Raw genomic sequence first — 20,910 nt, 5'->3', positions numbered from 1 at the left:
CCTCATGCAAGTCTCGAGAGCTCGCATGGCCAGGAGAGGGGCTCACACCACCAAGGCGCGAGCCTCCGGTCAACAACTGGCGTTCCGCGCGCCTGGGATCATAACGAACGCTATAGACTGCGCGGGAACAGACACGTCGTTCATGACGCCGACGCTTTCGAGACCATGCAAGTTGCCGGCATCATCAGCCCACGGCTTGCGTCCATTGATGCGGATGTCCTTGGTGTCGAGAGGAGCGCCAGCCGGCCGCTCCAGCACCCAGGCCTGTGCCCTTGCGCCGATCGGGATACTGACGGGGCTGTCGCCGGTGTTCACCGCAGCGAGCGATACGCCTCCTGCGCCCTTTACGGAGCAGTGCGCGTAGATTCGCAGGTTCTGATCGGGGGCGGTAGGCGGCGCCAGGACCGTGGTGCCCATGATCCGCTTCCACAAGAGCGCGGCCCAGTAGTTCGGGCGCGGTACGTTTCCGTGTTCGTCGAGCAGCGCGTAGTCGGAGGCGGAGAGTGTGTTGTGAATATAGACCCTGACGCCCTGCCGTGCGGAGCGGCCGAGAGTGTCGACAAAGCGGAAGCTGTCGGCGAAGGTGGCGGCCCACGGATTTCCCCCGCACGAACTTTCCGCTGATTCGGTGTTCCACAAGGGCACGCCCGGCGCTGTCTGATCGCGCAATTTAGCCACGCGCGCAATTGCAGTATCGATGCTGTCTAGCCATTGCGGCGAAAGCGCGTTTTGGAGCGTCATTCCCATCGCGCCGCCGCCGCAGCGCACTGATGCACCGCCGTAGAAATGGAAGGAGAACGCATCCGGCCGGGGCGAATTCGCAGTGATCAGTTCCTCTCCTTCGAGGATCTTGCGCTCCTGATTCCGCCGCGCCATCGTTCGGGTCGGCTCACCCAGCTCGGCGATCCCGGGAGCTAGCAGCGCGGTGTTCGGCGAAGCTTCACGCAGCCAACCAGCGAAGCGGGCATAATCGCGACGATAGGCCTCGCCGGTATAGCCGGCCGGCGGCTGGGTCAGCCACAGCATGTTAGGCTCATTGGCAAACTCGGTCGCTGCGATCTCGCCGCCGATCGAGCGCGTGTAGTCAAAGAGGCGCGCCGCCGTGTCCGGCTGCCATTCACCCTTCGCATTGCGGGTGCCGGGGCTGGTAGCGACGGAGGTGACGATCTTGCCATCTACGGCCTTGGCGAAGTCGACCACACCACGCCACTGATCCCTTGTCAGAACGGTGTCGAAGCCTGCGGGCACCTTTTGCGGAGCTTGGTCGGCGTCAGCAAACCAGGTAGCGTTTGCCCAGGTGCCGCTCACACGCACATAGGCCGGTCCCAAAGCCGCTGCCAGCCGGCGCAACTTCGCATCAGACAAGTCCAACGCTGGCCGGTACTCATAGCGATCCGCCCCGCTCGCACCGTATGGCCGCCAGAAACGGCCGCCGGTCACTTCCACCATCTCAACGTTGTACGACAAAAAGCGCTCGTCGACTTCGCCAACCCGCGCCAACAATGACAATGGGCCGCTATCATCCGGGACGGTCGCGCAACTGGCTAGCAGCGCTGCTGCGGAGACGGCGACGAACTTCCTGCGCATGTTGAAAATCTACCTCTACCCTTAGCGGTCGTATGCCGCCCGGTTCTTAAGCGCACGTGCGCTTCCCTTCGGAACGGCTCACTCGTTCGTTCAGGCCAGCGCCTTGTTACTATTCCTGCTAACGGCGGTTCAGGCAATGGCTCGCCTGAATCATCAGGCGAATTCTTCGATCCGCCACTCGTTGCGCCATTCGATTGTCGGCCGTCCATCGCGGAAGAGGATCGGAAGCCATACATAGCGCGAGATCGACGTGTTAACGTCAGTCAATGCTGCCGCTTTCATCACTACACCGCGCTCTTCCTCGGTCAGTGGCTGTCGCGGTGTGCCGGTGGCTTTGATGATAGCACCACGCACCAGTTCGGAGAGGCGACCGCTGGCGAAGCGAGGATCATCTACAACGTCGGGAAACCAGCGATCAGCGAGGGCGATGTAGAGGTCACGCTTGTGCGGATGCTTGAAAATATAGCTGATCTGCGAGGCGAACGACGTGCGCGAAGCATCGGTGGGATGCAGGTCACCCAGAAGCTCAAAGGGGCCGTGCGGATCGCGCGCTACCGCCACTTCAGACGGGTTAGGAAAGTAACCAGTCATTCCCGATGAGGTCATGTATATGCGGTCTTCGCGCTGGAAGCAGGCGATTGCTTCACGCACCTCGGGCGTCTTGCGCGGAAAGTGCGAACTGAAGCGATCCGTCACGTCCGTCCAGTCGTCTGTCAGTTCAATGCAGACCACATCCTTGTGGTCGCGTTCGAAATACATGAAGCCATTGCCGCTCTTCTCGTCGACGAGCAGGTCGAAGTCGCCGGCGGGCATCCCCTGCGGGCGCAGTTCGCGATGCACCAGTTTCCATGGACCAGTTATGCGATCAGCCGTCATCACAGTGCGGAACTGCTTGGGGCCCATGCCTCTGATCTTGATCCAGCACACGAACTTGCGCGTGCGCGGGTTGAATAGGATGTGGGGCCGCTCAGGAAAGACCTTGGGGCTGAGCGGGGAGGTGGGGTCGCTTGTGTCCGGTGCGATCAGCGCACCGAGGTCTTCCCAGTTGTAGAGGTCACGCGAGCGATAGAAGCGGATGCCCCAACTTTCGATGCCCTGCTTGCCGTCGGTGAATTCCTTGTTCTCGCCATACCAGTAGAAATCGTCGCCGACCGCGATCAAGCCGCCCGCATGTGCCTGGATCGGCTTGCCTGCTGTGTCCAACCAGAGCTCGCCCGGCCTGATGGACTGCTGGCGGCTTTTTGGGTCCGAGCTCATCGTTGCGCAACCGCTCAGCGCGAGGCCGCTAAGGGCAGCCCCGGCGGCGATCACGGTGCGCCGATCCATTCGGTTGACCAATTGATGTTTTGCTTGGGTGGAAGAAGAACCTGAATAGCCGCCTTCGGGCCCACGATAAACTCGTCCAATCATCGTGGAACTATCCAGTTTTCCGCTCCCGATAGCAAGAGCTCTCAGCAGAAGACAGGCTGACCGATCTAGTGCGAGATAATGACCAAGGCTCGCACGAGCCTAGCCGAATGGGCCGCCGCAAAGGGTTTGCAAGTCTCCCTTTCGGCATCTGCGCTGAAGCCAGGAACCTACCTTCGCGAGTCCGGTCGCCGGAAGTCCGCCGCCATGGCCGCGCTAGAACTTGGCTGGTCATTCTAGTTCTTCAAGACTAAGCAGGAGCACCTGCCGCTCTAGGTGCGGAACGGTGAGGTCGATGCCCGATTATCGGCATCCACTCCCTTGCAGCAAGGAAGCTCAGGTTTACCTAACGCTGCCGATTTCGCTTCATCAGGTGCCAAGCTGTTCAGCAGGAAGCGGACCGCACCATGCAGTGCGATTCGCATTGGGCACGGGTCTCATGCGTACAGCCGTTCTGCTTTGCGGCGACCGGGCGCGGCTTGGCATCGTCAGTTGAAAATGGTGGAGGAGCGCCATCGGCGCACCGGCTCCGCGAGCGACGCGAAAATCTAGAAGCGGCACTTGATCGTTGCACATAGCCGTCGCACCAAGGAGCGGCCACATGGCAGAAACCGCGGGAAAGCGCAGCTTCTTAACGGATAAGAGAAATGGTCGGGGAGACAGGATTCGAACCTGCGACATCCTGCTCCCAAAGCAGGCGCGCTACCAGACTGCGCCACTCCCCGACTGTGCTTCTCCACCAAAGCGGTGGTGGGCCCGGCAGGATTCGAACCCGCGACCTAGCCGTTATGAGCGGCCAGCTCTAACCGCTGAGCTACAGGCCCGGCGCCGCCCCAAGACGAACCAGCCGGTCCCCGCGGCGCTTGCGCCCCGCCGGGTGAAGGCTCGTTAGCTTGTGCGCGCTCACTGCGCAAGCTCTACGCACGCCATGATTTGCGCAACCGACGTGGCGGCTATGCCACGGCGGCTCAAATGCGCGAAAACTGTGCGCCACCAGCCGTACAGCTTCTCCAGATCGGCCTCGTTGCGCACGTATGGCGTATAGCCGGGGGCGAGGGAGGGGCTGTGGAATGACAGCACAAGGATTGGCAGCCCCTCATCGAGTGCAATGTCGATACCCCGCACCGCTTCCTCGGCGGTGACGCCTTCGGGCGTAAGCGGAATGCGCTCAAGCAAGCCCGCGCGAGACAGCATCCCGCGAACCGAGGGCGTGCGCCAGAGGTGGGGGTAGATCACCTTGCCGAGTTGGCGCAGAGGCCCCCAGAAGACCGTCGTTAGCGGAAGTTCGAACAGATTGCTGTCGCGATCGACCCAGTACGGCCGCAGGGGGTGGTCGCGATAGTTGGGACCGCCTGACCCACTATAGTCGAACATGGCGCGCACCGACGTGTCGATGGCGATGCCGTTTTCCTGGAGAATATCTGCTGTGTGGGGACCCAGCCCGTAACGCCCTGCGCGGTAAATGAGGGGGGGCTTGCCGAACTGCGCCTTGATCGCCTCGCGCAGAATGCGAAACTTCTCGCGTTCGAGCTCCACCGGCAGATTGCCGGCATAGCTGTTGAACTGCGTAACTTCTTCGGAGAATGGAGGGTTGACCCAAGGATGAAGCTGTACGCCAACCTCGGCCTTGCCGTCCGCAACCGCAGTGCCGATCGCATCCACCGCAGCAGGAGACTGGGCAATGGGGTAGTCGATGAGGTAGACAGGGACGACGCCGAAGCTCTCACAGAACTTCTGGAACGTATGCAGCGCGGGAATCGTTTCTACGGTGTGCCGCTCGCGGTCGAGCGGTGCACTCCAGTCAAACTCCTCTTCGGTATCGACGGTTACGAGAAAGCGCTGGCCGAAATCGCTTCCGAAGCTGACGTAGTCAGGCGCAAGGGGGCGATCCAGCAGGTTCGGACCCGGCAACGTGTTCCCCCAATGATGACTGTCACTGCCGCCTGCCCGCGGTTTGATGATGACGTGATCAGGCGTGGGTATGCCCTGGCGCGGTGGTGGTCAAGCGAGGAAGGGTGAGCTCAAGCTGGGAGCCCACGCGCACCAGGCTTCCTCCAGCACCAGCCGCTTCGGCAACGGCCAGGCGCAGGGTGAAGCCGAGGCCGAACATCCCTGCCGAGAGCGATCGAACAGGTTCAAAAGGCTGGGCCACCGTGGGCGACGCGTCCATTCGCTCCATCAGCGATCGCGGGAGATCGACGGCGAGCACCGCATGCCCGGCGCCATATTCGACGCTTAGTTTCAGCACTTCGCCCGGCGCGGTTGCCCCGGCCAGGGTAGCGAGAAGGCGCCAGACGAGCCGGGCTGCTTCTTGCTGCTCGACGGCGACTGGCAGTGCCTCGGACGTCGTCGCCGGTGCGAAGCCGCTGCCGCGCGGTGCCGTCCAGGCGCGGAGGCGGGCAATCGTCTCAGTCACGAGGGAGGCGAGATCACACTCCCCCTCCGCCAACGGCAGGGCGCCAGCCTCCAGCTTCACCAGCCTGTCGAGTTCGTCGAATCCGGCTAGGACCTGGGCAGTGTCTCCGGCGATGGCGGCAGCGAGCGCGCGGTACTCGTGCGGAGCGGTGCCATAGAGTTGCTGCTGGATGATCTCGGCAGCAACTTGGATAGCATTGGCAGGCGTGCGCAACTCATGCAGGATCTGGCGCATGCTGTCGGCCTCGCCTGTGGCATCGTTGCGGGGCTGAGCGCCACCGGCAGCGCGACGCAGGCGTCCGGCATAACCGATGAAGCGTCCATCCGGCTGGCTGAAGCGGGGCAGGGCGTCGATTCGCCAACTGCCTGCAAGAGCGGGGCCCCCCGAAAGCGACAACATCTGCGCCAGTGGCTGGCGCTCGCCTATAGCGGTCCGAAGCCGCACGGTTTCCTCATCGGCGTGTAAGCCCGCGAAATGGTAGCCGATGAGTCCAGGGGCGAGTGGACCCTCCGCCCAGTTTACCCGCCCTTCCGAGTCCGTGGTGAAGTCGAGCGCGAGTACGGCCGCGCGTGAAATCCTACTGGCCTCCGGCGACAGGTGCGACGTATCGACAGCGCCGGTCCCGCCGGTAGTCCCGCGCGCTTTGCGAAAGGCCTCGATCCGCTGCACAAGGGCGCCGATGCCAGCTGAGCTGTCGTCTTTAGGACGCGGCTCGGTGCTGGCACCTCCTTCGACCACGATCAATTCAGGACGACCAGGCAATTCAGGACGACTTGGCCGCTCTGTCGCGCTCTCTGCAGGAGGCAGACCCCGATCGGCAATGCCGAGGCGTTCAAGCAGTGCTTCCACAGCGGGGCTGGACTTGCTGCGATGGCGCAGAATGCCCCGCGCACGCACCGGCAGAGAAGGCACGAGCGCCAGCCATTCTTGCTCCGACAGGTCCGCGGCTGCCATTGCGGCGCTGGCAACCTCAGGTTCCGCAGCTGCCAAGCGGGCGACAAGGTCAGGGTTGGCCAGGCGCATCATTGGCTCACGAAGGATCTGAGCGCGCTGCGCGGCGGGAATGAGGGCGGCAAGTTCATCCAAGCGTATGTGCGCCTCGGCGTACGCCGGACTTTCCTCTGCAGTGGTGCTCTCTTGCCCAAGAAGATCGATCAACTGCCGAAATTGGATGCGCGCAATGACCGGACCGGAAACCGGTTGCCGCAGCACGGTGGCAAGGCGATCATCAAAGTGCATCAAGGCTCCGCGAGGCGCGCGGTCGATATTGCCGCGGCAGGTCCGGTCCTGACGGGCCACGTCGGGACTGCTGCCGTCCCTAGCAAACGCCGGATCGCTGCAAAGCGGCTCGGGCGCGGCGTTGCAAAGCGGGACAATTGCGCTAGTGAACAATAATATTTCTTCGCCACGAAGAAGCGTATGTGGATATTTCTCGGCTAATGAGCCGGGGTAAAGTGAGGCGCGGCAATCATGCCCATGATTAATCTGGATGAAATCGACCGCCGGCTGCTCGTCGAGCTGCAGCGGGAAGGACGGATCACCAACGTTGAGCTCGCGCACCGGGTCGGGCTCACCGCTCCCCCGTGCTTGCGCCGCGTCCGTAGCCTTGAAGAGGCCGGAGTGATTCAAGGCTACCATGCCGACCTCGACGCATCGAAGTTGGGGTTTACCATCACGGTTTTCGCCTTGGTGAGTCTCAAGAGCCAGGCGGAGGAGGCATTGCGCGCCTTCGAAGACCACATGCGCGGATTGCCAGAGGTTCGCGAGTGCCACATGCTGAATGGTGAAATCGACTTTATTCTCAAGATCGTGAGCCGCGATTTGCAGAGCTTCCAGGAGTTCCTGACTTCCAAGCTCACTCCGGCGCCGAATGTCGACAGCGTGAAGACGTCTCTCACGATTCGCACCGCGAAAAGTGTGCCGGGTGTCCCCCTGGAATGACCGCGCGAAGCTCCGCACCGCCATCTGCTGCAAGCATGCGTGGTCGTGTGCAGGATGCCAGAAGGCGCAAGATCATAGGGTCGGCCATCGTTATCCTTTTGACCATGCCCTTCGTTGCCATGCAGTTCACCCGTGAAGTCACCTGGACTGCATCCGATTTCGGGGCGGCGGCGTTTCTCCTGGCTCTATGTGCGCTCACATATGAACTGTTCGTTAGGCGCATCGCTAATCGTCGCACACGCGGCATCACGATAACCGGCCTGCTGGGCGGATTGCTCGTGATCTGGGCGGACGGAGCCGTAGGAGTTTTTTGAGCTGCGACGTCGTAGTCGCACTCACCCGCGCGTGGGGCAGGCGTAGAGGGCCGGCAGTCTACAGCCGCGCTGCGGCTTCCAGCGCAAGCAAGTAGCTGTCCGCGCCGAAGCCCGCTACGGTCCCTTTGGCGGCGAGCGCGACCCAGGACGTGTGGCGAAACGCCTCGCGTGCATGGGGGTTCGACAGGTGGACCTCGATCACCGGCACATCGATGGCTCGGATGGCGTCGAGCAGGGCGATCGACGTGTGGGTATAGGCCCCCGCGTTCAGCAATACGGCATGCGCCCCGCGCGCCTGCGCTTCGTGCAAGCCATCCACCAGTGCACCCTCATGGTTGGACTGGCGCGTTTCTATCGTCAGCTCCAGAGCTGTTGCACGCTCCTCAAGTGCCTTGGCGATGTCATCGAGAGTCGCGGAGCCGTAGATGCCGGGTTCGCGTTTCCCGAGCAGGTTCAGGTTCGGTCCGTTGAGCACCAGGATCAGCTTTTCCGACACCGCTTTCACTCCCCCAAAGCCATGCGCCTGCATAGACGACCCCCGTTCGGGCGCAAGGCAGTGAGCATGGGCGCGGCTGTTCAGCGCTCACGTTCCTTTGCTTTACCCCACTGGCGCAGGGTTGCGTATCCAAGGTAGCCGGTGCCGAAGAGCGCGTAGAGAGGTTCGGGCAGCGCTTCCAAGTAAGCACGCACGCCTGCCGCGATAGCAGCGGCGGTCGCCGGACTGATCGCGGCGACAATCCCGACGGGGAGGGCGGACAAGAGCATAGCGTAGATGACATAGAGGAACGTCGGTCGTGCTCGGCGCGTCCAAGGATCGTCTGCGAGCGCCTCTGGCAGAGCCGAGACAGCTTTGCTTTGCCCCGGTGTCAGCTCAGGTGAGCGGTCCAGCTGCGCAAGCTCGAGCTTGGCTTTCAGCCGAGCATCGGGATCCAGAGTCACGCGGTCGATCAGGGTCGAGAGATGGACGATGTGCGCTTCGACAGAGGATTGCGGCGTCCAGAGTGCCATACGTGATCTCTCCAAAGAGTAGGGCTTCTGGTTTAACCATATGGGCTAGTGTAGGAAAGCGGAATGACGCTGCGCCTCTGCTTGCAAGTGAGCGCAGAGGCAGTGATCGGAACGGACAATCCGCGCGTCTTAGATATTGCTTAAGCCAAGGCCGCTACGGTCTTGGCCGAAGGAAAGTTTATGCATCTAAATGATGAAGAGGCCCGTCTGGAGGCTCTACACCGGCTGAACTTGCTCGATACAGATCCTAGCGAAAGCTTCGATCGAATTACGCGCATGGCCAGTCAAATTTTCGGGCTTCCCATCGCCGCTGTCTCGCTGACCGACAGGGATCGGCAGTGGTTCAAATCTCGGGTGGGGATCACTCATTTCTCGATTCCCCGGCACAAGGCGCCCTGCGCCGAGGTGGCCGAGACAACAAACACGGTCCTGATCCCCGATCTTCATGCCAGCAGCTGCTACCGCAACAGCATTCTGGCAGAGCAGGGTATCCGATTTTATGCCGGCGCATCTTTGACCACGCGCGACGGGCATGGCCTCGGCGCCCTCTGCGTACTTGGAACCGAGCCGCGAGAGGCCACGGACGACGAGATGAACGCACTTTCGGATCTGGCCGGAATGGTCATGGCGCAGATCGAACTCCAGCATGCGTTCGGAAGGCTGGATCCTCTCAGCGGCTTGCCGAACAGGAATCAATTTCTCGATGATCTGGCCGACCTCGGCCATGAGCGTCCAGGCGAGCAGCGGCTCGTCACGCTGATTGATCTTGCTCCGCACGAACAACTCAGCGACGGGATGCGCGTGATCGGGGCCATCTATCTCGAGCAGATCGTGATGGACGCAGCTCGCGTGCTGTGCGCGAAACTGGGGCCGGGGCGCACCGTTTACCATGTCGCCGCCACGCAATTCGCGTTCCTCGCGCCCGCAGGCGCCCATGAGGTGGAATACCTGAGCTACATCAGGGAAGAGTCTCTGCACTCGCGCGGGACGTCGGGCAATCGCTTCGCGCCGACAGCCAGCATCGGGGTGGCGCCGTTCATCACTGGCGAGACGCCTCCTGCTACTGTTCTCAGGACCGCGCATACTGCAGCCCTGGAGGCACGGGCCCACTCATCGCTGGTGAGCTTCTACTCGCCATCGGCCGACAGCACGCATCAACGGCGTTTTCGCATCCTGAACGACTTCAACGATGCTCTTAACGATGACGAGCAGCTTAGCTTGGCTTTCCAGCCGCGCATGGATCTTGTGACAGGCGAGTGCGTCGGGGCCGAAGCGCTGCTCCGTTGGCAGCATCCTGAACTGGGGTCGATCTCACCTGCGGAGTTCATGCCGGTGATCGAGCAGACATCCCTGATTGGGCCTACTACCAAGTGGGTGCTGGATGCTGCTCTTGCGCAGTTGGCGAAGTGGCGTGCGGCCGGTGTCGAGCTGCAACTGTCGATCAACATCTCGGCAGTAAACCTGCACGATCGCGACTTCGCCCAACAAGTGCAGCTACATCTATTCCGTCATCATGTCCGACCCGAGTGGGTGGAGCTTGAAGTCACTGAAAGCGCGGTAATGGGCAATGTGGCGAACGCGATGCTCCAACTCGGCACATTGGTCGAGGTCGGAGTCCATGTTGCGATCGACGACTTTGGAACGGGCCACAGCAGTCTGGCTTACTTGCAGCAGTTGCCCGGCAGCGTCCTCAAGATCGACCGGACATTCATGCGGGATATCTCGCAAGGTGAGCGGGAGAGGACGCTCGTCCGATCGATGATCTCGCTCGCACACGATCTGAGCTATCGCGTGGTCGCCGAAGGGGTGGAAACGGCCGACGCGGTTGACCTGCTCATCGGGATGGGCTGCGATGAAGCGCAAGGCTTCTTCTTCGGTCGGCCGATGGCGGCAGATGCATTCAATGCCTGGCTGGATGCGCTCTCGGTCAAGATAGCGGGGCTTACGAGAGCGGCTTAGCGCAGTTCACGTAAGCCCTCACGCGTGCACCTGCGGATCGGCTGGGCTCGGTAGCACGGGGCTCGGCTTGCGGGACGTGCCGCTCAGCCGATAGCGAGCTCGTCCTGAAGCGGAAAACCGCTGCAGGAGGTGCAACGTGAAATATCATTTCGTGAATTGGTCGGGACGAGAGGATTCGAACCTCCGACCCCCACACCCCCAGTGTGATGCGCTACCAGGCTGCGCTACGTCCCGACCGGAGGTGCGCCTATAGGCATGCGCGCGGCGGAGTGCAAGCGCTACCCGCATGTGCGGTTGGAGTTCCGTCCATGCCTGAGTTGGGCGCGTTGCCAGCCTCGTTCTATACTGCTAACCGCGCGCGCTGATAGTGCCGTCGCGCGGCCGCTTAGGCGCCCTTCGCGCTGCGGTTCGCAAGACATCATACAAAAGGCGTTCCGCTGTCCATGCACACTTCCGTTCTCTCGCTGCTCGCCGCCGCCGGCACTGCCGGTGAGCCTCCCATCTGGCTGAGCTACCTGCCGTTCGTGGCGATGGGCCTCATCTTCTGGTTCCTCATCCTGCGCCCGCAGATGAAGCAGCAGAAAGAACACCGCGCCAAGCTGTCCGCGATCAAGAAGGGTGACGAAGTGCTCACCGGCGGCGGTCTGGTGGGCAAAGTGGTGCGCGTCGACGACCATTATGCAGAAATCGAGATTGCGCAGGGCGTGAAGGTGAAGGCGGTGAAGACCACGATCACCGACGTGAACCCGCCCGCGGTCGTCAAGCCCGCGAACGACTGACCGGCGGAAGGGCGCTCACAGCGATGCTCGATTTTCCCACTTGGAAGAAGGTTTGGTACTGGGGGATCACGCTTCTGGCGGTTCTCGCGGCCCTGCCTTCCTTGTTTTCGGTAGCGGGGCTGTCCTGGCCCGCGGCCCTGCCGAGTCCCTCCGTGAACCTGGGGTTGGACCTTGCTGGCGGAAGCCATATCCTGCTCGAAGCCGACAGGCGGCAGGTGGCGCAGCAGCGCCTCGAATCCATGGAGGAGCAAGTCCGTACGCGTCTGCGGGCGGCTGAGCCTTCGATTGGGATCGGCGATATCTCGAGCCGCGACGGGCGCCTCTCGTTCATGCTCAAGAACCCCGCGCAGGTAGATGCCGCGCGGGAGGCAATCATGCCGTTGACGTCTGGCGCCGGTCTCACTGGTGCTCGTGACTGGAACATTGAGGTGGTCGACGGCAGCCGGTTCGTGATCACGCCCACGGCTGAGGGGCTAGAGCAGTCCGTCACCAACGCGATGGAAACTGCGGTCGAAGTGGTGCGTAGGCGTATCGACGCGCTCGGCACGCGCGAGCCGACGATCCTGCGTCAGGGTGAGGAGCGTATTGTCGTTCAGGTGCCCGGCCTGCAGGATCCGGCTGCGCTAAAGACCCTGCTGGGCCAAACCGCCAAGCTCGAGTTCAAGCTCGTTGACGTGAACGCTTCGCCTGAAGACATCGCCAGAGGCATCGCGCCTCCGGGGTCCGAGATTCTTCCTTTCGCCGAAGGCCAGCAGCAGGGCGGTCAGGCCGCCATCGCGGTGAAGCGTCTGGGTGGAATTAAGGGCGACCAGCTGACGGACGCGAAGCAAGCCTTCGATCCTCAGAACAATCAGCCCGTCGTCTCCATCACCTTCAACACCGCCGGCGGCGCTCGCTTCGCCAAGCTGACGAGCGAGAACGTCAATCGTCCGTTTGCCATCATTCTCGACAACAAGGTCCTCTCTGCGCCCAACATCAATGAGCCGATTCTGGGTGGCAGTGCGCAGATCTCGGGCAACTTCTCCGTTCAGGAGGCGACGCAGCTTGCGATCTCGCTTCGTTCCGGTGCGCTGCCCGTCGATCTTGCGGTCATCGAGGAGCGAACTGTTGGGCCTGACCTTGGAGCTGACTCGATTCGCAAGGGCCTGGTCGCAATGGCGGTCGGCTCGCTGGGCGTCGTTGTGGTGATGATCCTCGTGTATGGCCGCTTCGGCATCTACGCGACAGCGGCGCTTATCATCAACGTGCTGATGATCCTCGGTATTATGGCGGTGATGAACACGACGCTGACATTGCCGGGCATCGCGGGCTTCGTGCTCACCATCGGTGCTGCGGTGGACGCCAACGTGCTGATCTACGAACGCATGCGCGAGGAGCGCAAGAAGGGCCGGCGCGTCATCGCATCTGTGGAGAACGGCTACAAGGAGGCGAGCCGCGCTATCTATGATGCGAACATCACCAACGCGATCGCTGGCGTGCTGCTGTTCATCTTCGGCACGGGCCCCGTACGCGGCTTTGCGGTGGTCCTCATCATCGGCCTGTTCACCAGCGTCTTCACTGGCGTGACCCTGACCCGCATGTGGGTTGCCGACTGGCTACGCAAGGCGCGGCCGACCGAGCTGAACGTCTGAGGGGTACGGAAGACATGAAACTGCTCAAGCTCGTCCCCGAGGACACCAACATCCGCTTCCTGAAGTGGCGGGTCCCGTTCTACGTCATCAGCGCGCTGCTGATGATCGCAAGCTGGACACTCGTGTTCACAAAAGGGCTTAACTACGGCGTAGACTTCGCTGGCGGTCAGGAAATCGCAGCCACCTTTACCCAGCAGCGCGAGGCGCCGATTGGCCAGCTGCGTGAACTGGTGGGTGGGCTCGGCTACGGCGACCCGATTATCCAGCGCTTCGGTGCGCCCAATGAAGTGTCCATCCGCACCAAACTTCCGGAGAGTGTAGAGGGCAATCCGGCCGCAGCCGAGCAAATCAGCAATCGCATCGTCAGTGCCGTTCGCCAGGCTTATCCCGATGTTCGCATCGACGGGATCGACACGGTGTCGGGCAAAGTCTCGAGCGAGTTCCGCGACAAGGCGATCTATGCCTTGCTGGCAGCCATGCTGGCGATTGCGCTGTACATCTGGATACGGTTCGAATGGCAATTCGGCGTAGGCGCGCTGCTGTCGCTGCTGCACGACGTTTCGCTCACTCTGGGTCTGTTCGCGTTGCTCCAGCTGGAGTTCAGTCTTCAGATCATCGCGGCGATCCTGGCGCTCATCGGCTACTCGCTTAACGACACCATTGTGGTCTACGATCGCATCCGCGAGAACCTGAAGAAGTATCGCAAGATGCCGCTGGCGGAACTGCTCGACCTCTCTGTGAATGAGACACTGGCCCGCACCGTGATGACGTCGGCGACGCTGCTGATCGCGCTTGTTCCGCTGTTGCTGTTCGGTCCTGAAAGCCTGTTCGGCATGACCGCTGCCATCACCCTTGGCATTTTCGTCGGTACCTACAGCTCGATCTATATGGCCGCGCCGATCCTGATCTGGCTGGGCACAAGTTCGGACAGCTTCGTCACGAAGGAAAGCCCGACCGACAAGCAAGAGCGGCTGGCGCGCGAACGCGGCGGCTGAGTCACCTCAAGGGCGCCAACTCAGGCGGGGGAGGTCTCCGCCGCCTGAGCAATCGGCTGGCCTGTTAGAACATCGTGCCAGAAGCGCACGATGTTCTCGGCATTCAGGTCCCAGCTGAACCGGCTGACGTTGGCTGCGACCGCCTCCTGAGTTGGCGGGGCCGCAAGGATATCCATCACTGCCGCCGCGATCGCATCCGCATCGCGCGCGGCGATACGACCCGCTGAGCGATCCTTGACGATCTCGCGCGCGCCGCCGATGTCCGGTACCACGATGGGCGTGCCGCAAGCCAGTGCCTCTATCCAGACATTAGCCAACCCCTCGCTGGCAGAGGGCAGCACTAGCGCATCTGCCGCGCAGAGGAGTGCCGGCAACGCGTCGTGCCCAACTTGTCCGAGGAAGTGGACTCGGTCGGCAACGCCCAACTCGCGAGCATAGGCACGCAACGCTGCTTCGTCTTCACCAGCGCCGGCAAGTGCCAGACGCGCGCGCGGCAGGCGTAAAAGAGCAGCCATCGCCAGTCGCTGACCTTTGCGGGCGATAAGCGCGCCCGGTGTCACCAGCAGCGGGCCTTCGCTCCAGATGCCGAGTTCCGGAATCGCTGAGACGAGCGCGCGCGCCGCGCCTCGGCCGATGGGATGGAACCGCTCGCGGTCAAGGCCGGTGTAGTGCACGGCAATGCGGTCGGCGGGCATGCCAAGGGCGATCATGTCTGCTCGCAAGGCTTCGCTGACAGCCAGCATGCCTGATGACTGTTCGGCTGCCGCGCGCATCTGCTTCAATGCGGCAGGGCGGCTGCCCCAATAGTGAATGTCGGCGCCTCTTGCCTTGATCGTGAGAGGCACGCCCAGTTCACGAGCAACGATCGCCGCGGCCGGGCCGTCCGGGAAGAAGAACTGCGCATCCACGAGATCGAACGGCTGTTGCGCATGCAGTCGGCGCGCCAAGGATAGCACGGCTCGGCCAATACGGCCCGGATTGCTATCACCGCCTACTTTCGGGATTAGCCTGAAGCGGGGGTAATGCACGGGGAGGCCCGCCGCGTCGCTCTCGGCCGGGATGCTACCCGCTTTCGCATAGGGGCCTTTCAGCCGGAGCGGCCATGGCGGAATTCCGATCGGGCTGACCATCGCCAGGCCGACGTTTCCGCCCGCTGCCACCGCCCGCATCTGGTTGCCCACGAAAATCCCGAACGCGGGCCTTACTGGATTGGGAAAGAGCGTGGCGATCGAAAGAATTCGCATGCGGCTAAAGCTTGCGGACGAGCATCTCGGCGACCGCGAGCCATGCGGGTGCCTCGATGACGATCTGCTTCTGCCCACTGCCCGGCGGCAGTATGCTGACCCGCGCGTTCGCCTCGTCGGCCAAGCGCCCGAAGGCGAAACGTCCGCCAGGCAGGGGCGCCAGCACGTCACGGTTAACCGCCCGGGACGCCTGTCCCAAGGGCCACTCGCGCAGCCAGACCTGGTCTCCCGAGCGGTACTCGCCACAAGCGGACTCGACCATCAGCACACGCAAGGCTCCGTCGCCGGCAAGAGATGTCGGAAGAAGCGCATCGGTGGCGCCATGCGGCGCTTCGACGCCGGTCCGGGTGAGCACGGCAGTGATCTGCGGTTCACCCGATGTTTCGCTCCGCAGCAGGACTTCAGGCTCAACCTCAAGTGCGGCGGCGATGCGGTTCATCCAGATCAGCGAGAGGTTGCGCATGCCGGTCTCGAGCCGTCCGATCGTTTGCGCAGTTGTCGGCGGGTCGCAAGCAGCGGCAACTTGCGCGAGCGTCATGCCCTTCTGGTTCCGGACATCCCGAATGCGGTTAATCATCGACGCAATGCCTTCGCATAACCATAATGGTTGCTCGTTTTCCACGATCGAGATTGGCTTGGCAAGGCTCGACAGAACTGCCGTTAACGATGAAAGTGGAAGGCAAGATGCCACAGTTGCTTCTTCATGGAACAGCCCGCTAGGATCAGGGCCATAAGCCTCTGGAGAAGCGCTATAATGAAACGTCGCGAGTTCATGGCCGCAGGCACCGCCGTTGTCGGTGTCGCCGCATTCAATTCGGGTCTTGCCATGGCCCAGGCCGGCGGTGACGCGAGGCTGAGGGCGGAACTGGACCGGATCTTTTTCGGCGACATCAATCTCTCGCCCGAGACCGCCACGAGTTACGGGTTCGACAAGGGAGAGCGGGCCGCGCTCAAGTTCCGGCTCGACGACGATAGTCCCGCCGGACGTGCCAAGCGTCTCGCGCATGCTCGAAGGTCTCTGCGAGAGTTGCAGGCCATCGCGCCTGCCGGGTTGAGCGAAACGGCTCGCTTGCAGCGTGATGTCGCCATGTACATGCTCGAGCAGCGTCTGGTGGCCGAAAAGTTTCAGCTGGATTCCATCCGCCGTCCCTACCGGATATTCCAGCAGGGTGGCGCTTACTTCGGCATACCGGACTTCCTGAATACCCAGCACACCATCGAAACGCAGCAGGACGCCGAAGCTTATCTGTCCCGCCTCTCCGCATTCCGTCAGTCGCTCGACGACGATACCGCCTATCAGCGGCAGATCGCCTCGCGCGGCGTCGTAGCGCCGGCCTGGTCCATCGACCTGACGCTCGGTCAGATGCGCAAGCTGCGCGAACCGACTGCAGCGGACAGCACCATGGTCGCCTCGCTGGTGCGCCGCACGCAGGAGAAGGGCATCCCCGGCGATTGGGCGGATCGTGCCGCCCGGATCATCGAAAGCGAGGTCTACCCCGCGCTCGACCGGCAGATGGCGCTGATGCAGCAGCTACGCGCAACCACGCCCGCAGGCGACGGCGTCTGGCGCCTCAAGAACGGCGATGCGATGTATGCTGCGGCTTTGAAGGACAGCATCACAACGGACTTGTCGCCCGATGAAGTTCACCGAATCGGCCTTGAGCAGGTTGCCGATATCGGCGGTCAGCTCACGAACCTACTCGACGCCGCCGGGTACAAAGGCGCGACGGTTGGCGAACGCTTGGCGGCGCTGAACGCCGCTCCCGAGCAGCTATACGCGAACACTGATGAAGGCAGGGCGGCGATGATCGCCAGCCTCAATCAAAGCGTAAACCAGATGAAGAGCCTGCTACCCAGAGCCTTCAGCGCCGTTCCTGACGAGCCGCTCGAGATCCGGCGGGTTCCGCCCGAAATCCAGGATGGTGCGTCGAACGGTTACTACTATCGCGCGCCGCTCGATGGCTCGCGTCCGGCGATTTACTGGATCAACCTCAAGGATACCGCGGACTGGCCCAAGTACCAGCTGCCCTCCCTGACGTTCCACGAGGGCGTTCCAGGACACCACTTACAGCTCAGCTACGCTGGGACGAGCGGCGAGGTGCCCCTGTTCCTGCGCACCTTGTTCATCTCTGCCTACGGTGAAGGGTGGGCGCTCTATGCAGAGCAGCTTGCAGACGAACTCGGCGGCTACAGCGGACTGGAGAAGGCGGGCTACCTGCAGTCCTTTCTGTTCCGTGCGGCTCGGCTCGTGGTCGACACCGGCATCCACTCCCAGCGCTGGAGCAGGGAGCAGGCGACTCAATATCTGGTGGAGACGGTCGGCTTCAGCCCAGCTCGTAGTCAGCGCGAGGTGGAGCGCTACTGCACTCAGCCCGGCCAGGCCTGCAGCTACAAGATCGGCCACAACAAGTGGACCGAGTTGCGTCAGCGCGCGCAGGCCAGACTAGGTGAAAAATTCAGCCTGGCCTGGTTTCATGACGTGCTGAAGGAAGGCCTGATGCCACTGGAGATGCTGGAGCGGCGCGTCGACGAGCGTATCGCGCAGCGCTTGAAGGTTTAGCGCACTAGGAGTGCGGGAGGGCTGGCTGGCGTCAGCCCTCCACTGCAGCCGCCAGCTCCAGCCAGCGTTCCTCAGCTGCGTCCTTCTCAGCTCGGGCCTTCTCGATGGAGGCGGTAAGACTGGCGAAGCGGGCGGGGTCGCGCGTGTAGAGCTCTGGATCGGCGAGGGTCTGCTCGTTGCGCGCGATCGCGACGTCGAGTTCCTCGATACGCTTCGGAAGTAACTCGTAGTCGCGCTGGTCCTTATAGGAGAGCTTGACTCGACCACTGGCCGGGGCCGGCATCACCGTCTCGCGCGTCTGGTCAGCAGGCTTTGCCGCGGCCTTGCGGGCGGCTGTGCGTTCGCGCCGCTTGGCCTCCCAATCGGCGTAGCCACCCGCAATCACGTCCACATGGCCCGACCCGTCCAGCCCGAGCGTCACCGTCACCGTGCGGTCCAGGAAGTCACGGTCATGGCTGACGATCAGCACCGTCCCGTCGTAGTCCGCGATCACTTCCTGCAGCAGGTCCAGCGTTTCCAGATCGAGATCGTTGGTCGGCTCGTCGAGCACGAGCAGGTTCGAAACGCGGGCGAATTCACGCGCCAGCAGCAAGCGGGAGCGCTCACCGCCTGACAGGGTGCCGACTTTGGCTTCGACCATGCCGGGGTCGAACAGGAATTCTTTGAGATAGCCCTGCACGTGCTTGCGCACCCCGCGCACGTCAATCCAGTCGCCGCCTTCGGCAATGACGTCGCGGATCTTTTTCTCTGGCGACATCAGGCTGCGCTGCTGGTCGATTACAGTTGCCTGCAGCGTCTTGGCCAGCGCGACCGTACCTTCGTCAGGCTCCAGTTCGCCCATCAGGATCTTGAGCAGCGTTGTCTTGCCCGAGCCATTGGCGCCGACCAGACCGATCCGGTCGCCCCGCTGGATGCGCAGATTGAAATCCTTGATGATCGTGCGCGACCCGCCGTCGGGCGTGTCGAACCGCTTGGTGACATGCTCGGCGACGATGACCGACTTGGTCTTGCTCCCGTCACTCTCGATCTTGAGCTTCGCGGCGCCCTGCGGGCCCATCATGGCGGCACGCGCCGCGCGCATCTCCCACAGCTTGGCGAGCCGGCCCTGATTGCGCTTGCGGCGCGCGGTGACACCGCGTTCCAGCCAGTGCGCCTCGATCTTGAGCTTGGCGTCCATCTTGTCAGCCGCCCGAGCTTCCTCGGCGTAGACTTGCTCTTCCCAGGCATCGTAGCCGCCGAACCCCACGTCCTTGCGCCGCAGCGCTCCGCGATCGAGCCACAGCGTCGAGCGCGTCAGCCGCGTCAGGAACGTGCGGTCGTGGCTGATGACCACGAATGCGCCGTTATAACGCTGAAGCCAGCTTTCCAGCCATTCGATCGCGGCGAGATCGAGGTGGTTGGTCGGCTCGTCCAGCAGCAGCAGGTCGGGGTCCATGGCCAACGCGCGGCACAAGGCGGCGCGGCGCCGCTCACCGCCCGAGGCGCTGTCGGCCTCGCGCGACAAGTCGATGCCCAACTGGTCGGCGATGGCTTCCACTTCGTAGCGGGGCGGCGCGTCGTCGCCAGAAAGCGTGAAGTCGAGCAGGGTGTCGTAACCGGTGAAGAATGGGTCCTGCTCAAGCGTCACGACCTTGATGCCCGGCTGCACCGAGCGTGTCCCCTTGTCCGCCTCAACCTGTCCGGCGATGAGCTTAAGAAGCGTTGTCTTGCCTGCGCCGTTGCGGCCGATCAGCGCGAGCCGGTCGCGCGGTTGGACGTTGAGGTCGAGGTCTTGGAACAGCCAGCCGGAGCCCTGAATTAGCCCGAGACCTTCCCAGCTGAGGATTGGTGCAGTTGCCATCAGCAGGCCCTAGCGGCGCGTGCGCGTCCGTGGCAAGCTCAGTGGGTGATGTGGCGCGAATGTCACAGATGAACGTCCACCTTGCTGTATTCACGGCGGGTTCAAGGGGGCGGGCGTAACTGCGGGGTCAACATGAAACGTTCAACTGTCTGCTGCGCGATGGCGCTCTCCGCTTCCTTCGTCGCCGCTGCATCGGTGCCCGCTCATGCGGCGCCGGGTAGCGAACAGGGAGAGATGCGCAAGGAACGCCGCGCGGGCAACGTGCGGTCGCTTCGCGAAATCGAGCAAAACGTGCTGCCGCAGATGTCCGGCATGCAGTACCTGGGCCCGGAATATGATCCAGCAGCGATGGCTTACAGACTGAAGTTCATCCAGAACGGCAGGGTATTCTTCGTCGATGTGGATGCCAGGTCGGGCCGCATCATCGGACGTACCCGCTAGGCGAACGGGAACGGTGGGCTTTCTTGACCATTGCGTGCATTCGGCCCATTTCAACCCGGCACCTAAGGGAGAGACGAACTTGCGCATCCTGATCGTCGAGGATGAACCCACGCTCGGCAACCAGCTTAAGAACACGCTTGAGCAGCACGGCTATGCCATCGACTTGTCGACCGATGGCGAGGACGGGCACTTTCTCGGCTCCACGGAGGATTACGATGCAGTCATCCTCGACCTCGGCCTGCCCGAGATCGACGGACTGACCGTCCTCGGCATGTGGCGCAAGGAAGGCCGCAACTTTCCGGTCCTGGTGCTGACAGCGCGCGATTCCTGGTCTGACAAAGTCGCTGGCCTTGACGCCGGCGCCGACGACTATCTCGCCAAGCCTTTCCAGACGGAAGAACTTATTGCGCGGTTGCGAGCACTTATCCGTCGTGCTTCCGGAAATACATCGAGCGAACTGATCGCCGGCAACGTCCGGCTCGACACCCGCTCGGGCCGCGTCACTCTTGCCGGTGAGCCGGTGAAGATGACGGCGCAGGAGTACAAGCTGCTGGCCTACCTCATGCACCACAAGGGCAAGGTGGTCAGCCGCACCGAACTGATCGAGCACATCTACGATCAGGATTTCGACCGCGATTCGAACACGATCGAGGTCTTTGTCACGCGCATCCGCAAGAAGCTGGGTGCAGACGTCATCACCACCATCCGTGGCCTCGGTTACAGCCTCGACGATCCCGCTGACGCGCCGCGAGGCTGACGCGGACTTGTCGCCCCCCGGGGTGAACGCC

At 62.6% G+C, this 20,910-nt stretch carries 18 protein-coding genes and 3 tRNA genes; 9 read left to right on the top strand and 12 right to left on the bottom strand.

The features are described from left to right. Window positions 1–69 precede the first annotated feature (69 nt). From ABVV53_RS05735 to ABVV53_RS05710, 6 genes are all read right to left on the bottom strand, one after another. On the bottom strand, window positions 70–1,587 hold the full coding sequence (locus tag ABVV53_RS05735; protein WP_353983409.1) for a hypothetical protein: 1,518 nt from the start codon (window positions 1,585–1,587) through the stop codon (window positions 70–72). Window positions 1,588–1,740: 153 nt separating this feature from the next. Then, a complete protein-coding gene (locus tag ABVV53_RS05730; RefSeq protein WP_353983408.1) occupies window positions 1,741–2,913 on the bottom strand; it encodes a family 43 glycosylhydrolase in 1,173 nt (390 codons plus the stop codon). A gap of 729 nt (window positions 2,914–3,642) precedes the next feature. Continuing rightward, window positions 3,643–3,719 (bottom strand) — tRNA-Pro (locus ABVV53_RS05725). A 23-nt stretch (window positions 3,720–3,742) separates the two neighbouring features. Further along, window positions 3,743–3,818 (bottom strand) — tRNA-Ile (locus tag ABVV53_RS05720). Window positions 3,819–3,897: 79 nt separating this feature from the next. Continuing rightward, window positions 3,898–4,905, bottom strand: coding sequence for a polysaccharide deacetylase family protein (locus ABVV53_RS05715; protein WP_353983407.1), 1,008 nt, complete (start codon window positions 4,903–4,905; stop codon window positions 3,898–3,900). Window positions 4,906–4,963: 58 nt separating this feature from the next. Then, complete coding sequence (locus ABVV53_RS05710; protein ID WP_353983406.1) at window positions 4,964–6,649, bottom strand: sensor histidine kinase; 1,686 nt, start codon at window positions 6,647–6,649, stop codon at window positions 4,964–4,966. A gap of 237 nt (window positions 6,650–6,886) precedes the next feature. Here ABVV53_RS05710 and ABVV53_RS05705 point away from each other — a divergent pair, with 237 nt between their 5' ends. Both ABVV53_RS05705 and ABVV53_RS05700 read left to right on the top strand, forming a co-directional pair. Further along, window positions 6,887–7,351, top strand: a complete 465-nt coding sequence (locus tag ABVV53_RS05705; protein ID WP_353983450.1) for an Lrp/AsnC family transcriptional regulator — start codon at window positions 6,887–6,889, stop codon at window positions 7,349–7,351. A 35-nt stretch (window positions 7,352–7,386) separates the two neighbouring features. Next, window positions 7,387–7,665 (top strand): hypothetical protein, encoded by a 279-nt coding sequence (locus tag ABVV53_RS05700; RefSeq protein ID WP_353983405.1) that lies wholly within the window; start codon window positions 7,387–7,389, stop codon window positions 7,663–7,665. 58 nt (window positions 7,666–7,723) lie between these two features. Here ABVV53_RS05700 and aroQ read toward each other — a convergent pair whose 3' ends face one another. Then, window positions 7,724–8,194: a type II 3-dehydroquinate dehydratase gene (gene aroQ / locus ABVV53_RS05695; protein WP_353983404.1), complete on the bottom strand. Its 471-nt coding sequence runs from the start codon at window positions 8,192–8,194 to the stop codon at window positions 7,724–7,726. Between the two features lie 47 nt (window positions 8,195–8,241). Further along, the gene (locus ABVV53_RS05690) at window positions 8,242–8,673 is read right to left on the bottom strand and encodes a 3TM-type holin (RefSeq protein ID WP_353983403.1); all 432 of its coding nucleotides are present in this window, start codon (window positions 8,671–8,673) and stop codon (window positions 8,242–8,244) included. A 180-nt stretch (window positions 8,674–8,853) separates the two neighbouring features. Here ABVV53_RS05690 and ABVV53_RS05685 point away from each other — a divergent pair, with 180 nt between their 5' ends. Further along, entirely contained in the window at window positions 8,854–10,632 is a 1,779-nt protein-coding gene (locus tag ABVV53_RS05685) for a putative bifunctional diguanylate cyclase/phosphodiesterase (protein ID WP_353983402.1), read from the top strand. A 157-nt stretch (window positions 10,633–10,789) separates the two neighbouring features. Here the strand turns inward: ABVV53_RS05685 and ABVV53_RS05680 are convergent. Next, window positions 10,790–10,866, bottom strand: a tRNA-Pro gene (locus ABVV53_RS05680). A 209-nt stretch (window positions 10,867–11,075) separates the two neighbouring features. Here ABVV53_RS05680 and yajC point away from each other — a divergent pair. Genes yajC through secF form a run of 3 tightly spaced genes read left to right on the top strand, consistent with a single transcriptional unit; the run spans window position 11,076 to window position 14,037 of the window. Then, window positions 11,076–11,411 (top strand): preprotein translocase subunit YajC, encoded by a 336-nt coding sequence (gene yajC, locus ABVV53_RS05675; protein ID WP_353983401.1) that lies wholly within the window; start codon window positions 11,076–11,078, stop codon window positions 11,409–11,411. 23 nt (window positions 11,412–11,434) lie between these two features. After that, window positions 11,435–13,042, top strand: a complete 1,608-nt coding sequence (secD, locus tag ABVV53_RS05670; protein WP_353983400.1) for a protein translocase subunit SecD — start codon at window positions 11,435–11,437, stop codon at window positions 13,040–13,042. A gap of 14 nt (window positions 13,043–13,056) precedes the next feature. Then, window positions 13,057–14,037: a protein translocase subunit SecF gene (secF, locus tag ABVV53_RS05665; RefSeq protein WP_353983399.1), complete on the top strand. Its 981-nt coding sequence runs from the start codon at window positions 13,057–13,059 to the stop codon at window positions 14,035–14,037. A gap of 20 nt (window positions 14,038–14,057) precedes the next feature. Here the strand turns inward: secF and ABVV53_RS05660 are convergent, their stop codons facing one another. Further along, window positions 14,058–15,281: a glycosyltransferase gene (locus ABVV53_RS05660; RefSeq protein WP_353983398.1), complete on the bottom strand. Its 1,224-nt coding sequence runs from the start codon at window positions 15,279–15,281 to the stop codon at window positions 14,058–14,060. A 4-nt stretch (window positions 15,282–15,285) separates the two neighbouring features. Next, window positions 15,286–15,858: a helix-turn-helix transcriptional regulator gene (locus ABVV53_RS05655; RefSeq protein WP_353983397.1), complete on the bottom strand. Its 573-nt coding sequence runs from the start codon at window positions 15,856–15,858 to the stop codon at window positions 15,286–15,288. 177 nt (window positions 15,859–16,035) lie between these two features. On the opposite strand from ABVV53_RS05655, the gene ABVV53_RS05650 reads away from it, so the two are divergent. Further along, entirely contained in the window at window positions 16,036–17,841 is a 1,806-nt protein-coding gene (locus ABVV53_RS05650) for a DUF885 domain-containing protein (RefSeq protein ID WP_353983396.1), read from the top strand. A 31-nt stretch (window positions 17,842–17,872) separates the two neighbouring features. Here the strand turns inward: ABVV53_RS05650 and ABVV53_RS05645 are convergent, their stop codons facing one another. Continuing rightward, window positions 17,873–19,681, bottom strand: coding sequence for an ABC-F family ATP-binding cassette domain-containing protein (locus ABVV53_RS05645; RefSeq protein WP_353983395.1), 1,809 nt, complete (start codon window positions 19,679–19,681; stop codon window positions 17,873–17,875). A 132-nt stretch (window positions 19,682–19,813) separates the two neighbouring features. Here ABVV53_RS05645 and ABVV53_RS05640 point away from each other — a divergent pair, with 132 nt between their 5' ends. Continuing rightward, window positions 19,814–20,122 carry a PepSY domain-containing protein gene (locus tag ABVV53_RS05640; RefSeq protein ID WP_353983394.1) on the top strand — a complete coding sequence of 103 codons (309 nt, stop codon included), beginning with the start codon at window positions 19,814–19,816 and terminating at the stop codon, window positions 20,120–20,122. 79 nt (window positions 20,123–20,201) lie between these two features. Then, window positions 20,202–20,879, top strand: coding sequence for a response regulator transcription factor (locus ABVV53_RS05635; RefSeq protein WP_353983393.1), 678 nt, complete (start codon window positions 20,202–20,204; stop codon window positions 20,877–20,879). Window positions 20,880–20,910: the final 31 nt, after the last annotated feature.

Source organism: Novosphingobium kalidii, assembly GCF_040534015.1.
Classification (GTDB): Bacteria; Pseudomonadota; Alphaproteobacteria; order Sphingomonadales; family Sphingomonadaceae; genus Novosphingobium; species Novosphingobium kalidii.
The sequence above is the reverse complement of the archived record's forward strand: the minus strand, read 5'-3'. Positions and strand labels throughout refer to the sequence as shown.

What these genes read in the sequence shown, in the direction of transcription:
- ABVV53_RS05735 (WP_353983409.1), bottom strand. Translation starts at nt 1,587, where the DNA reads ATGCGCAGGAAGTTCGTCGCCGTCTCCGCAGCAGCGCTGCTAGCCAGT.
- ABVV53_RS05730 (WP_353983408.1), bottom strand. Translation starts at nt 2,913, where the DNA reads ATGGATCGGCGCACCGTGATCGCCGCCGGGGCTGCCCTTAGCGGCCTC.
- ABVV53_RS05710 (WP_353983406.1), bottom strand. Translation starts at nt 6,649, where the DNA reads ATGCACTTTGATGATCGCCTTGCCACCGTGCTGCGGCAACCGGTTTCC.
- ABVV53_RS05705 (WP_353983450.1), top strand. Translation starts at nt 6,887, where the DNA reads ATGATTAATCTGGATGAAATCGACCGCCGGCTGCTCGTCGAGCTGCAG.
- ABVV53_RS05700 (WP_353983405.1), top strand. Translation starts at nt 7,387, where the DNA reads ATGCGTGGTCGTGTGCAGGATGCCAGAAGGCGCAAGATCATAGGGTCG.
- aroQ (WP_353983404.1), bottom strand. Translation starts at nt 8,194, where the DNA reads ATGCAGGCGCATGGCTTTGGGGGAGTGAAAGCGGTGTCGGAAAAGCTG.
- ABVV53_RS05690 (WP_353983403.1), bottom strand. Translation starts at nt 8,673, where the DNA reads ATGGCACTCTGGACGCCGCAATCCTCTGTCGAAGCGCACATCGTCCAT.
- ABVV53_RS05685 (WP_353983402.1), top strand. Translation starts at nt 8,854, where the DNA reads ATGCATCTAAATGATGAAGAGGCCCGTCTGGAGGCTCTACACCGGCTG.
- yajC (WP_353983401.1), top strand. Translation starts at nt 11,076, where the DNA reads ATGCACACTTCCGTTCTCTCGCTGCTCGCCGCCGCCGGCACTGCCGGT.
- secD (WP_353983400.1), top strand. Translation starts at nt 11,435, where the DNA reads ATGCTCGATTTTCCCACTTGGAAGAAGGTTTGGTACTGGGGGATCACG.
- secF (WP_353983399.1), top strand. Translation starts at nt 13,057, where the DNA reads ATGAAACTGCTCAAGCTCGTCCCCGAGGACACCAACATCCGCTTCCTG.
- ABVV53_RS05660 (WP_353983398.1), bottom strand. Translation starts at nt 15,281, where the DNA reads ATGCGAATTCTTTCGATCGCCACGCTCTTTCCCAATCCAGTAAGGCCC.
- ABVV53_RS05655 (WP_353983397.1), bottom strand. Translation starts at nt 15,858, where the DNA reads ATGATTAACCGCATTCGGGATGTCCGGAACCAGAAGGGCATGACGCTC.
- ABVV53_RS05650 (WP_353983396.1), top strand. Translation starts at nt 16,036, where the DNA reads ATGAAACGTCGCGAGTTCATGGCCGCAGGCACCGCCGTTGTCGGTGTC.
- ABVV53_RS05645 (WP_353983395.1), bottom strand. Translation starts at nt 19,681, where the DNA reads ATGGCAACTGCACCAATCCTCAGCTGGGAAGGTCTCGGGCTAATTCAG.
- ABVV53_RS05640 (WP_353983394.1), top strand. Translation starts at nt 19,814, where the DNA reads ATGAAACGTTCAACTGTCTGCTGCGCGATGGCGCTCTCCGCTTCCTTC.